At 60.4% G+C, this 11,969-nt stretch carries 10 protein-coding genes and 1 tRNA gene; 4 read left to right on the top strand and 7 right to left on the bottom strand.

What is annotated here, in order from left to right:
- Window positions 1-11: 11 nt before the first annotated feature.
- The 3 genes from AC2YB9_RS13265 to glpK form a co-directional block, all read right to left on the bottom strand.
- Window positions 12-1,739, bottom strand: a complete 1,728-nt coding sequence (locus tag AC2YB9_RS13265) for a glycerol-3-phosphate dehydrogenase/oxidase (RefSeq protein WP_487265812.1) — start codon at window positions 1,737-1,739, stop codon at window positions 12-14.
- Between the two features lie 122 nt (window positions 1,740-1,861).
- The gene (gabT, locus tag AC2YB9_RS13270; protein ID WP_487265813.1) at window positions 1,862-3,193 is read right to left on the bottom strand and encodes a 4-aminobutyrate--2-oxoglutarate transaminase; all 1,332 of its coding nucleotides are present in this window, start codon (window positions 3,191-3,193) and stop codon (window positions 1,862-1,864) included.
- Between the two features lie 107 nt (window positions 3,194-3,300).
- Window positions 3,301-4,818, bottom strand: coding sequence for a glycerol kinase GlpK (glpK, locus tag AC2YB9_RS13275; RefSeq protein WP_487265814.1), 1,518 nt, complete (start codon window positions 4,816-4,818; stop codon window positions 3,301-3,303).
- 38 nt (window positions 4,819-4,856) lie between these two features.
- Between glpK and AC2YB9_RS13280 the strand changes: the two genes are divergently transcribed.
- Window positions 4,857-5,069, top strand: coding sequence for a hypervirulence associated TUDOR domain-containing protein (locus AC2YB9_RS13280; RefSeq protein ID WP_487265815.1), 213 nt, complete (start codon window positions 4,857-4,859; stop codon window positions 5,067-5,069).
- Between the two features lie 3 nt (window positions 5,070-5,072).
- On the opposite strand, the gene AC2YB9_RS13285 is transcribed toward AC2YB9_RS13280, so the two are convergent.
- Complete coding sequence (locus AC2YB9_RS13285; RefSeq protein WP_487265816.1) at window positions 5,073-6,053, bottom strand: pirin family protein; 981 nt, start codon at window positions 6,051-6,053, stop codon at window positions 5,073-5,075.
- A 136-nt stretch (window positions 6,054-6,189) separates the two neighbouring features.
- Between AC2YB9_RS13285 and AC2YB9_RS13290 the strand changes: the two genes are divergently transcribed.
- Window positions 6,190-8,097, top strand: a complete 1,908-nt coding sequence (locus AC2YB9_RS13290) for a cation:proton antiporter (protein ID WP_487265817.1) — start codon at window positions 6,190-6,192, stop codon at window positions 8,095-8,097.
- 33 nt (window positions 8,098-8,130) lie between these two features.
- Window positions 8,131-9,696 (top strand): phytoene desaturase family protein, encoded by a 1,566-nt coding sequence (locus AC2YB9_RS13295; protein WP_487265818.1) that lies wholly within the window; start codon window positions 8,131-8,133, stop codon window positions 9,694-9,696.
- Here the strand turns inward: AC2YB9_RS13295 and AC2YB9_RS13300 are convergent.
- Window positions 9,693-10,211: an SRPBCC family protein gene (locus AC2YB9_RS13300; protein WP_487265819.1), complete on the bottom strand. Its 519-nt coding sequence runs from the start codon at window positions 10,209-10,211 to the stop codon at window positions 9,693-9,695. The genes AC2YB9_RS13295 and AC2YB9_RS13300 overlap by 4 nt on opposite strands.
- Window positions 10,212-10,289: 78 nt before the next feature.
- Here AC2YB9_RS13300 and AC2YB9_RS13305 point away from each other — a divergent pair.
- Window positions 10,290-10,362, top strand: a tRNA-Lys gene (locus tag AC2YB9_RS13305).
- 112 nt (window positions 10,363-10,474) lie between these two features.
- On the opposite strand, the gene AC2YB9_RS13310 is transcribed toward AC2YB9_RS13305, so the two are convergent.
- Window positions 10,475-11,629 (bottom strand): tyrosine-type recombinase/integrase, encoded by a 1,155-nt coding sequence (locus AC2YB9_RS13310; RefSeq protein ID WP_487265820.1) that lies wholly within the window; start codon window positions 11,627-11,629, stop codon window positions 10,475-10,477.
- On the bottom strand, window positions 11,629-11,904 hold the full coding sequence (locus AC2YB9_RS13315) for a helix-turn-helix domain-containing protein (protein WP_487265821.1): 276 nt from the start codon (window positions 11,902-11,904) through the stop codon (window positions 11,629-11,631). The genes AC2YB9_RS13310 and AC2YB9_RS13315 overlap by 1 nt, the downstream gene beginning before the upstream one ends.
- Between the last annotated feature and the right edge of the window lie 65 nt (window positions 11,905-11,969).

Raw genomic sequence — 11,969 nt, forward strand, 5'->3', positions numbered from 1 at the left:
CAGCGGCCCGGTCAGGACATCGTGATCGGTACGACGTCGGCGGCGCCCATCCGGGCGGCGTCGGCGGTCGCGTCGTCGGGCATCGTCTGACTCTCCCGCTCAGCTTCCACCCGTTTGAGGTAATGATCGACTTCACTCGCGCGCTGATGATCGTCCCAACCGAGCACCCCGCCCATCAGGTCAGCGACCTCCTCCGCGACGAGCGTGCCGCGGTCGAACGTCTCGATCGAAATGTGCGTGCGGCGGGCGATCGCGTCATCGAGGTGGCGGGCACCCTCATGAGTGGCGGCGTAAACCATCTCAACGCGGAGGTAGTCATCTGCGCCGGTGAGTCCCTTAGCCAGATCAGGTTGTTCCTTAATCAAGTCGAGCAATTCGCTGATCATCGCGCCATAACGATGCAGCAGATGCTCGATCCGGCCAACGTGAAGCCCACTCTGCTCAGCGAGCATCTGACGCTGGTTCCAGACCGCCTCATAACCGTCGGCGCCCAGCAACGGGACGTCCTCGGTGCAACAGATGGGAACTTTTCGCGATAGCTGGCCCGATAGTCCGTGCACGGCCGCATCAATCGCATCCTTTGCCATGATGCGGTAGGTCGTGTATTTGCCCCCGGCGATCACGGTGAGGCCCTTGACGCTCGTCGATACAGCATGCTCGCGCGATAATTGGCTGGTCGCCTCATCCTCACCAGCAAGCAGCGGGCGCAGACCCGCATACACGCCCTGCACATCGTCTTGTGTGAGTGGCACCTCAAGCACCTTGTTGACATGGTGCAGGAGATATTTAATGTCACTGTGACTCGCGGCGGGGTGGTCTTTCGACAATGACCAGTCGGTGTCGGTCGTCCCGATGATCCAATGCTGGCCCCACGGGATAACGAACAGAACGGACTTCTCGGTGCGCAGGATAAGCCCGGCTTCGCCGCGAATGCGATCGCGCGGAACAACCAGATGGACGCCCTTGCTGGCGCGTACGTGGAACTGGCCCCGTTCACCGGCGAAAGCCTGAGTCTCATCGGTCCAGATGCCGGTCGCATTGACCACTTGACGGGCCCGGATATCGAATTCACGCCCGGTCTCGAGGTCCTTGACCTTCGCGCCAGTGACCCGATCACCCTCGCGCAACAGCGCGATAACACGCGTACGGCTAGCGACGTGCGCACCGTACGACGCAGCGGTGCGCGACAGAAACATCGTGTGGCGGGCGTCGTCGACTTGGCCGTCGTAGTAGTGGAGCGCGCCGATCAGCGCGTCTTTCCTGAGCGCCGGCATCATTCGACGGGCCCCGCGACGGGTCAGATGCTTGTGGTGCGGAACGCCACGCGAACGGCCCGACAGGAAGCCCATCGTGTCGTACAGCAGGACACCGGAGCCGGCGTAGAAGCGCTCCCACACGCGGTGGGTCAGCGGGTAGAGGAACGGCACCGGGTGGACTAGGTGGGGTGCGAGTTTCTCCAGGAGAAGACCGCGCTCCCCCAGTGCCTCGGCGACAAGTCGAAAATCAAGCATTTCGAGGTAGCGCAAACCGCCGTGAATGAGTTTGCTTGAACGGCTCGATGTGCCCGAGGCGAAGTCGCGCGCCTCAATCAATCCGACGCTGAGGCCTCGAGTGGCCGCGTCCAGTGCACAGCCGCCGCCGACGACGCCGCCGCCGACCACCAAAATATCGAGAGTCTCCGCTGCCATGGCATCGAGGGCGGCTTGGCGGTTATCGGGGGAAAGCGCTACAGATCGCATGGTTCCTAGTCAATCAGACGCTGCGCGACGGACACACCGCCGATACGCGGTCCGTATCGATCGTTAGCTCCAGTCGACGCTGAACTACAGGGCGTCTTGGAACGCTTCGAGGGCAACACGCCCTATTTAATGTCTCCCAAGATCGCGGTGAGGAGTTCAAGCCCCTCATTGAGAAGCTTGTCGCTGATCGCCAGAGGCGGCAGAAACCGCAAAATATTGCCGTAGGTCCCGCAGGTCAGAACGATCAGGCCCTGCTGGTGAGCGGCTGTGGCAACATTCTTGGTGAGCTCCGGATCGGGTTCCTGGGAGTTTCGCTTGACTAGCTCGACGGCGATCATCGCACCCCGGCCGCGAACATCGCCAACACGATTATCGTCGCTCTGAAGTCGGTGCAGCCAGCCAAGCAAGATCCCTTCGATCTGCTGGGCACGACCTACGAGATCGTCGTTCTTGATGGTTTCGATCGTGGCTAGGGCGGCCGCGCAGGCCAGCGGGTTACCGCCATACGTTCCGCCCAAGCCACCCGCACACGGAGCATCGACGATCTCGGCCCGGCCGGTGACCGCGGCAAGCGGAAGACCACCAGCAATGCCCTTAGCGGTGACGATCAGATCGGGCACGATGCCGTCGTGCTCACAGGCGAACATCGCACCGGTGCGCGCGAAGCCGGTCTGCACTTCGTCGGCAATGAACACGACATCGTTCGCCGTGCACCATTGGGCGATTGCGGGCAGGAACCCCAGAGCGGGAACGATGAAGCCTCCCTCGCCTTGAATGGGTTCGATAAGAACCGCAGCCAGGTTGGTCGCACCGACCTGTTTCTCGATCATGTCGATAGCGCGCTTGGCAGCAAGCTCGCCGTCCATTTCCTTGGCATCGCGGTAGGGGTAAGAGAGCGGTGCTCGGTAGATCTCCGGCGCGAACGGGCCGAAGCCGTCCTTGTACGGCATGTTCTTCGCGGTCAGGGCCATCGTGAGGTTCGTACGTCCGTGATAGCCGTGATCGAAAGCGACGATGGCCGCCTTCTTGGTATAGGAACGGGCAATCTTAACCGCATTCTCGACCGCTTCCGCTCCCGAGTTGAAGAGCACCGAACGCTTCTCATGATCGCCTGGCGTCAACTCGTTGAGAGCTTCGGCGACTGCGACATAGCCCTCGTACGGGGTAACCATGAAGCAGGTGTGGGTGAACTTCTCAACCTGGGCCCGAACCGCTTCGATCACGCTTTGGGCGCTATTGCCGACAGTCGTAACGGCTATTCCCGAACCGAAGTCGATCAGCGAGTTGCCATCAACATCCTTGACGATTCCGCCACCCGCCTCGGCGGCGAACACCGGCAGGGTCGTACTTATGCCGGCGGCCACGGCCGCACGTTTGCGTCTCATGAGTTCGGACGAGACCGGTCCGGGGATCGCGGTGACAATTTCGCGTCGCTGTAGCAAATTGCTGGACATTCCAGACTCCCTGAGAATCGCTGGCTCGATGTGGCTTTCAACATAATTGTGGGCAGCACATCGATATACCGCCCAATTGCCAATTTTGGTTCAACGGTATGCTTGGCTCAGTCCACTTCGACCCAGTTCAATGTTCGCTGGACGGCTTTCTGCCATTGCGCATAGCCAGCGGCCCGCTGCTCATCGGTCCATTGCGAGCTCCAACGCTTCGATTCATTCCAATTGCCGCGCAAATCGTCCTCACCACTCCAGAAACCAACCGCGAGACCAGCCGCGTATGCCGCGCCCAACGCAGTCGTCTCGGGGACTTCGGGACGGCTGACATCGACGCCGAGAATATTGGCCTGAATCTGCATACACAGTTCGTTCATGGTGACTCCGCCATCGACCTTGAGCGTCTGCAACTCGACCCCCGAATCCTTCGCCATCGCATCCACAACGTCCTTGGACTGATAACAAATCGCCTCAAGCGCGGCCCGGGCAATGTGCGCATTCGTATTGAAGCGCGACAACCCGACAATCACACCGCGCGCATCGGAACGCCAGTAGGGGGCAAATAGGCCCGAAAATGCTGGCACGAAATAAACTCCACCGTTGTCGTCAACTTGGCGGGCCAAGGATTCGGACTGCGAAGCCCCGCTGATGATGCCAAGTTGGTCGCGCAGCCACTGGATCGCCGAACCGGTCACCGCAATTGAGCCCTCCAGCGCATACACGGTGGGCTGATCGCCGAATTTGTAGCCGATTGTCGTGAGCAAGCCCGCCTTCGACCGAACAATCTCCGTGCCGGTATTGAGCAGCAGGAAATTGCCGGTGCCATAGGTATTTTTGGCCTCCCCAGCAGCAAAACAGACCTGCCCAACGAGCGCGGCATGCTGGTCGCCGAGGTCGCCGGCCAGCGGCACTTCGCCAGCAAACGGACCGTCCTCGCGCGTATATCCATAGATCTCCGAGGATGATTTGATCGTCGGCAACATCTGCCGCGGGATGTCGAAGAAGCCCAAAAGTTCGTCATCCCAGGCGAGCGTTTCGAGATTCATCAGCATGGTCCGACTCGCATTGGTCACATCGGTGATGTGTTCGCCACCGCGGTAACCCCCAGTCAGCCACCACAACAGCCAAGAGTCAGTGTTGCCGAAGATCGCGTTGCCTTCCTCGGCCGCGGCTCGTACGCCATCGACGTTGTCGAGGATCCATTGGATTTTGCCGGCGGAAAAGTACGTCGCCGGTGGCAGCCCGGCTTTCTGCCGGATCACATCACCACGTCCGTCCTTGTCGAGGGCAGCCGCAATCTTGTCGGTCCGCGTGTCCTGCCAGACGATCGCGTTGTAGTAGGGGCGACCATTGCGCTTGTCCCAGACAATCGTCGTCTCGCGCTGATTTGTCACCCCGACCGCGGCCAGATCGCTCGCATGCAGCTGCGCCTTCTGCAGTGCCGACTGGATAACCGCGCTCGTACGCTCCCAGATCTCGGTCGGATTATGCTCAACCCACCCGGCCTGCGGCAGGATCTGCTCGTGCTCTAGCTGATGTTTTGCGACTTCCTTGCCGTCATGGTCGAACACCATAAATCGCGTCGAGGTTGTCCCCTGGTCGATTGCTCCGACATACCGTTGCTTGGCCATGCCGTCAGCATATTGCCTAAAATGGGTACGGTCAGATCATGAGTACGTATGCGGTGGGCGATCATGTCAGTTGGAATTCTGAGGCCGGACGTGTCAGCGGGAAGGTTATCAAGGTCCACACTCGCGACTTCGACTATAAAGGTCACACGCACCGCGCAAGCAAGGACGACCCACAGTATGAAATCAAGAGCGACAAGACCGATCATATTGCCGCGCACAAAGGCGGTGCGCTGCGCAAGCTCAGCGACTGACGCTCAGAGCATCTCGCCGCGTACGTCGGCGTGCGGCACGCTGGGGATCTGGCCGAGTTTGCCCTTCTGGAAGTCCTCGAACGCCTGCAGAACTTCCTCGCGGGTGTTCATGACGAACGGTCCGGCCCACGCTATGGGTTCGCGAATCGGCAGACCACCAAGAATGACAACTTCGAGCGCCACATGGCGGCTGTCCTGCAACTGATTGGCGCCAACTGTGATGGTTTCACCGTGACCGAGCACGGCTAACTGACCCGACTGGATTGGCCTTCGCTCGGTACCCACAGATCCCTCGCCGGCCATGACATAGACCAGCGCATTGAAGTCAGTGCGCCAAGGAAGTGTCATCGAGGCGCCGGGCAGAACGGTTGCGTGAACCATCGCCATCGGTGTTTTAGTGCTGCCTGGACCTTCCACACCGTCAACCTCGCCCGCGATGATGCGGATGAGCGCGCCGGCGTCGGGCGTCGAAGCGAGACCGACTTCACTGGCGCGGAGATCCTGATAGTGCGGCGCGGTCATCTTCTGTTTGCGTGGCAGGTTCACCCAGAGTTGGAGGCCGTGGAACAGCCCACCCTTCTGCACGAGCCACTCCGGCGGAGCTTCGATGTGCAAAAGCCCCGAACCGGCGGTCATCCATTGTGTGTCGCCATCGGTGATCGAACCGCCGCCACCATGGGAGTCTGCGTGGTCGAAGACACCGTCGAGCATGTAGGTCACGGTCTCGAAACCGCGGTGCGGGTGCCAAGGGGTGCCCTTGGGCTCGCCGGGCGCATATTCGACTTCGCCCATCTGGTCCATATGAATGAAGGGATCGAGCGCCCGCTTGTCGACGCCCTCGAACGCTCGCCTTACGGGAAATCCTTCACCCTCAAAACCGCGCGGGGCAGTGGTGATGCTGACCGGGGCCCGATCCTCCTGGTCAGGAGTGGCCGCGATGACGCGCGGAAGTACGGTCCAATCGGCAACGGTTACAGCTGGCATGTCGAACTCCTTAGGTCTGATTTCTAATCTAGTTGAACTATCAACTATGGTCAACTATTCCCGATCCCCATAGCCGTGACGCTGCCGCAACCGGCAGACTTGCACCGATCAATCTGAGCAGGCAGGGTTACCGCCGATGAATGACTTTTGGAATACGGCCCTTGACACGATCAAGAACCTCGGCCCCACGGACTATTTAGCTCTCGTGATCGCCGCGAGCGTCGCGTGTCAATGGATCGCATGGAAGATCGGGATTCCTTCGCTGCTGCTTTTGCTGCTCTTCGGCTTCGGCCTCGGTCAAGCGGTGACCGCCGAAGCTGTCTTCGGGCGCGATGTCTTGTTTGGCGGTGTCAGCATCGCGGTCGGGATCATCTTGTTTGAGGGCAGCCTTTCGCTCCGATTCCGACAAATTCGTGACCTCGGCCGACCCGTGCTCCGACTGTGTTTTGTGACTACCGCGATCGCTTGGCCGCTCATCACGTTGGCAGCGTGGCTGATCGGCTTCGACATCCGCATCGCATTGCTGGTCGGAGCGATCCTGATTGTGACCGGTCCGACCGTCATCAATCCAATTCTCCGCACATTGCGGCCAACCCGTCGGGTCTCGTCCCTGCTCCGTTGGGAAGGCATCATTGTCGATCCGATCGGCGCAATCTTGGCCGTCCTTGTCTTTCAGGGCATCCGGGCTGGCAGCCTTGACGCCGCCGTGCCGTCAGTCGCCATCACTATCGTGACGACGCTGCTGGTCTCCTTCGGCATCGCGATCGTTCTCGGCGCCGTGCTCACCGCGGTGATGCGCAGACACGCACTGCCGGACTTTCTGCACGGAGTCACCTTCCTCGCCGCCGCGATCGGCGCGATGCAGCTGTCGAACGCCTTCCAGGCCGAGAGCGGGCTACTCACCATCACGCTATTAGGCATCTACTTGGCCAACCAGCGCGATCTGCACCTCGAACACGTCATGGAGTTCAAGGAACATCTTCAGGTGCTGTTCGTCGGTGCGTTGTTCGTCGTCCTGGCCGGCCGCGTCACACCTGCACAACTCAGCGATGTGGCACCCCGCGCGCTGATCTTCTTTCTACTGCTCGTGCTCATCGTCCGGCCCGTCAGCATCTGGCTCGGCTTGTGGGGCACCAAAGTCGAACGACGCGAACGTACGCTGTTGTCGTGCATGGCGCCACGCGGAATTGTCGCAGCCAGTGTCAGCAGCATCTTCGCGCTCGAATTTGCCCGCGCCGCTCGGGGAGTCTCTGAGCAGGCAGCAAAGGCCACCGGCACCGAAGCCATTGCGTTGTCGCGCGAGGCGCACCAACTCGACCAACTCGCAACGCAGGCGACCGACATGGTGCCGCTCGTGTTCCTCCTAATCGTCGGCACAGTGGCCGTGTATGGCCTTGGCGTCGGCCGTTTGGCCCGGCGATTGGGACTCGCGGACCCGTCACCGCAAGGCGTGCTGTTCGCTGGCGTCACTCCCCTCGTTGTCGACACCTGTCGGATACTCACCGAATTGGGGATACCGACGCTTGTTGTCGATCGCGACTACCGTCCTTTGGTACGGGCCCGCATGGCTGGCCTCAGCACCGAAAATGTCAATATTTTGTCCGAGTATGCGGTTGAAGAAATGGACCTCTCCGGACTCGGGTACCTGCTGGCGTGCACCCACGACGACGACACAAATGCGACCGCTGCTCGCCAATTCACCTCTGTGTTCGGCCGCGCCAACGTCTATCAATTGCATCGCAACGGTGAGACCAATGGTCCCGGCGGCGCCAAACGCAATCCAGCCGGGCACCTCAGCGGACGTTTCCCGTTCCGGCCGGCGCTTTCCTACAACGACCTCAGCGACCGGCTCAACTCGGGTATGACAGTCAAACGTACGAAGTTGTCTAAAGAGTTCTCACTCACCGATTTCAAGGCACACTACGGCGACGAGACGGTGATCATGTTTGTTTACAACGACGGCAAGCTCAGTGTTGCCAGTGAAGACAACAAGCTTCCCGAGCACGAAGGCACACTGCTCGCCCTCGTGCATGACATCGACTGAGCGGCACGCCGCCACAGTGCGTACCGTGTCGCTATGACGAACTCGTCGAACCCTGACCGCACCGAAACCACCGACGTCATCATCGTGGGAGGTGGCCACAATGCGCTCGTCGCAGCGATCTACCTGGCTCGTTCCGGGCTCCGGACGACGGTGCTTGAACGCCTCCCGCAGGTCGGCGGTGCGGCGGTCAGTACATCGGCGTTCACCGGTGTCGATGCCCGGTTGTCACGCTATTCATATCTGGTCAGCCTCTTCCCCGAGCCGCTCATCAAGGAGCTCGGCCTCGAGCTGCGATTGCTGTCCCGTGCCACCGCCTCCTACACACCAAACAGCTCCGGTGACCTTTTCGTTGAGACCGCTGAGGGCACCGCCACAAAGGAATCGTTCCGCGCGTTGACCGGCGATGACAACGAGTTCGAGGCTTGGCAGAAGTTCTATCGCGAGATCTCGACAGTTGCGGGTGCGATTGCGCCAACCCTGCTCGCGCCGCTCCCCCACATCGGCGACATCCGCGATCAGGTCGAGATGGCAATCTGGACTGATCTGATCGATACGCCGATCGGTCAGGCAATCGAACGGCGCTTCACCGACGATGTCGTACGCGGAGTCGTCGCGACCGACGCGCTGATCGGTACGTTCGCGTCGTTGCTTGACCAATCACTGATCCAGAACCGCTGCTTCCTCTATCACCTGATCGGCAACGGCACCGGTGAGTGGCGCGTCCCAGTCGGCGGTATGGGCGCGGTGACCGGCGAACTCGAACGGGTTGCCCGGGCGGCGGGGGTCGACATCCGTACTGACAGCGAAGTCACTCACATCCTCGCGGGCGATGATAACGTCACGGTCTCAGGCGCAGATTTCGAGCTCTCGGCAGCCCATCTGTTGAGCGGCGTCGCTCCATGGGTGCTGGCCGGGCTACTCGGCGAACCATTGCCGACCAAGCCGAGCGGAGCGCAGCTGAAGATCAACATCATGGTCGACCGGTTGCCAACATTGACATCGGGAATCGACCCCGCGATCGCCTTTGCCGGCACGCTTCATCTGGACGAGTCCTACAGCCAACTCGAGACCGCCCATGCCGAAGCCAGCGCTGGTCAGGTTCCGACTGTCATTCCCGGTGAGATCTATTGCCATTCGCTCACCGATCCAACGATTCTCGGTGCCACGCTGCAAACGTCGGGGGCGCATACGCTCACCTATTTCGGATTACACACGCCAGCCGAGATTTTCGAGCGCCCTGGGGCCAAGGAAGAGGCCCTCGCGACGGCCATACGTGGGCTCGATGCGCACTTGGACGAACCGATCGAGTCTGTACTCACCCGCGACGCCAATGGCAATCGGTGTATCGAGGCGAAGACGCCGCTTGATATCGAGGACGCACTCGGCATGCCGGGCGGTCACATCTTCCACGGCGACCTGCAGTGGCCGTGGCTCGAGGACGACGAACGCCCGCACGACGCCGCCCGCCGTTGGGGTGTTGAAACCGCACATGAGCGGATTCTGATGTGCGGAAGTGGTGCCCGTCGTGGTGGTGCGGTCAGCGGTATCGCGGGCCACAATGCCGCGCATGCACTGCTGGAACTACTCGGACGAGATTAGGACGGTCGTTCGGCGGCCGGCGCACCCGAGGGCATACCGGCGGCAACATAAACTCTTAAGATCGCCTCGAACGCTCCCCCAGCCTCATCGCTGTGTGGCCCGGCGCTCGGCTTGTCGGCCAGCACCTTGTCGAGCTCAGCGAGGCAGATCGACCAACCGGCCGCATTGCGTGCTGCATTGTCAGCTGTGGCGAGGACATTGATCAAGATGAGACGGCAGCCGTTGCCAAATCGTTCGAGCTTCATGTGGAGTTCGTCTGGACCCCAGGTAAACGCGAACGCCGTCGGCGGAAGGAACTCGAGGATCCGTCCCGTGTCGGGTTTGGAATAGGGCTCACCGAAGAATTCGATGCGGCCACCGACTTTGGCCTCATGAGTCACACCGGACGGGAACCAGCGCCGCAACTTTGCTGGCTCGGTCAGTGCCGCCCATACGTGCGAAATCGGGTAGGAGGAGTTCCGATCAAAACGAAGTGCGGGTTTGCCCTCGCGCTCGATGAAGCTGCCAAGATCCATGTTGCCCACTCTAGGTGCACGGTCGACAGACTCGATTTTCGTGTCGCCGCCGCGACTGATACATTTACTTCTGCTTCCGCGGCATTAGCTCAATTGGCAGAGCAATTGACTCTTAATCAATGGGTTCGGGGTTCGAGTCCCTGATGCCGCACAGCGAGAAACCGTAGGACACATACCCTGTGACCTGCGGTTTCTCATTTCTCCGACCAACAGGCTTGCCCGGTCACTGATTTTGGCCGACGGATTGACGTCACTTTTTGACGTCACTTTGAGTCACCCGCTTCGCTGAACAGCTGACCCATTTGGTCCATCGCATGCCGCTTCGAGTCCAGATTCACATGCCCATAGACGTTCATGGTCATCTCCAACGTTGTATGGCCCACGATCTCCATTGCGGTCCGTGGAGGAACTCCAAGCTCAAGAAGGACCGAGATGCAGCCGTGTCGAAATTCGTGCAGCCGGACCACTCGTACGCCAGCATTCCGGCATGCGCGTTGGACAACTCGCGTGCAGTTTCGCGGATCCATGGCAGTGCCCACCGACGAAGCGAAAATGTAGTCCGTGGCCGGCCATGTCTCGGCAAGTTCTGCCCGGTCGGAGTCCTGCTGCTTGTGATGTTGTTTGAGAACATCCACGACAATCGGAGGCAGCGGGATTGTTCGACGCGATCGTTCGGTCTTGGGCGGCAACTCGATCAGTTTGCCGTTGACTCGCTGAACACCGCGAACGACCCGTAAGGAGCCACGGTCCAGGTCAACCTCAGACCACCTCAACCCCAAGACTTCGCTCAGCCGAAGGCCAAGCAATGCGAAGACAACAAGCATCGGCAGCAACTTGTCGTCATGGTGATAGGCAAACAGTTGCCGCACTTCGTCGATTGATAGTGGCCTTGCCTCACGTTGGACCGGCCGGCGAACTCTCACCAATTTGGCGACGTTCTTCGGAATCAATTCCTCGCGCATCGCATCTTCTAACGCTGCACGGAGCGTGGCATGGACATATTGGATCGTCCGATCACCGGTCCCCCGCTGGCGGAGTGACTCGAGGTAGACCCTGACTTGACGAACCGATAATGCGCCTAGTCGGGTGTGCCCCAGATCCGGGACGAGATATTTTTCGACGTACCGCTGATAGCTGGCAAAGGTGGTCGCCCGCACGCGTGGTTGCACGATTGTTTCAAGCCACTCCTGGAGGTAGATCTCCACCGTCAGATGCGCCGGCGCGATCGGCTCATTGCGGGCTTGCGCCTCCAGCAACTCGTCGCGTTGGTCCTCAACTTCTTTGCGCGTCGAACCATAGAGGGTCCGTCGACCACGGTGACCGGTTGCGTCGGTTACAAATATCTGTGCCGACCATCGACCGTCGCTTCGTTTGTGCAACGTCCCAGCACCCCAGGCACGCGTACGCCGGGCCGCCATCAGGAAGCCGCCTCCAGTTCAGTTACGTAGTCGCTCAAGGCACGTGCGGAGATTCGCCGTGAGGCACCGACCTTGACTGATCGAAGTACGCCCATGCTGATCAGGTTGTAGACCTTTTGCCGGCCGACCATCAGCAGTCGCGCTGTCTCCTCGGGAGTAAACAGCAATGGCGGGATTTCTTCGGACTTGAGCAGCCAGATGTTCGGCCGCACGTCCGCGACACCATCGACCTCGGGCCGGTCGTCGTGTGCGTTGAACAGATGCATCGTCTCCATGGAGACCTCCTGCGAGTCTGTCGGGTCCATCCTCCCGACGTTGGATTATTAGGTTGAAGTCATGC

Source organism: Aeromicrobium changchenzhani (assembly GCF_057586615.1).

Excerpts from the sequence above, each read along its gene's own strand:
- AC2YB9_RS13310 (WP_487265820.1), bottom strand. The coding sequence starts at position 11,629 with ATGGCGGCCCGGCGTACGCGTGCCTGGGGTGCTGGGACGTTGCACAAA.
- glpK (WP_487265814.1), bottom strand. The coding sequence starts at position 4,818 with ATGGCCAAGCAACGGTATGTCGGAGCAATCGACCAGGGGACAACCTCG.
- AC2YB9_RS13285 (WP_487265816.1), bottom strand. The coding sequence starts at position 6,053 with ATGCCAGCTGTAACCGTTGCCGATTGGACCGTACTTCCGCGCGTCATC.
- AC2YB9_RS13315 (WP_487265821.1), bottom strand. The coding sequence starts at position 11,904 with ATGGAGACGATGCATCTGTTCAACGCACACGACGACCGGCCCGAGGTC.
- AC2YB9_RS13265 (WP_487265812.1), bottom strand. The coding sequence starts at position 1,739 with ATGCGATCTGTAGCGCTTTCCCCCGATAACCGCCAAGCCGCCCTCGAT.
- AC2YB9_RS13290 (WP_487265817.1), top strand. The coding sequence starts at position 6,190 with ATGAATGACTTTTGGAATACGGCCCTTGACACGATCAAGAACCTCGGC.
- gabT (WP_487265813.1), bottom strand. The coding sequence starts at position 3,193 with ATGTCCAGCAATTTGCTACAGCGACGCGAAATTGTCACCGCGATCCCC.
- AC2YB9_RS13280 (WP_487265815.1), top strand. The coding sequence starts at position 4,857 with ATGAGTACGTATGCGGTGGGCGATCATGTCAGTTGGAATTCTGAGGCC.
- AC2YB9_RS13300 (WP_487265819.1), bottom strand. The coding sequence starts at position 10,211 with ATGGATCTTGGCAGCTTCATCGAGCGCGAGGGCAAACCCGCACTTCGT.
- AC2YB9_RS13295 (WP_487265818.1), top strand. The coding sequence starts at position 8,131 with ATGACGAACTCGTCGAACCCTGACCGCACCGAAACCACCGACGTCATC.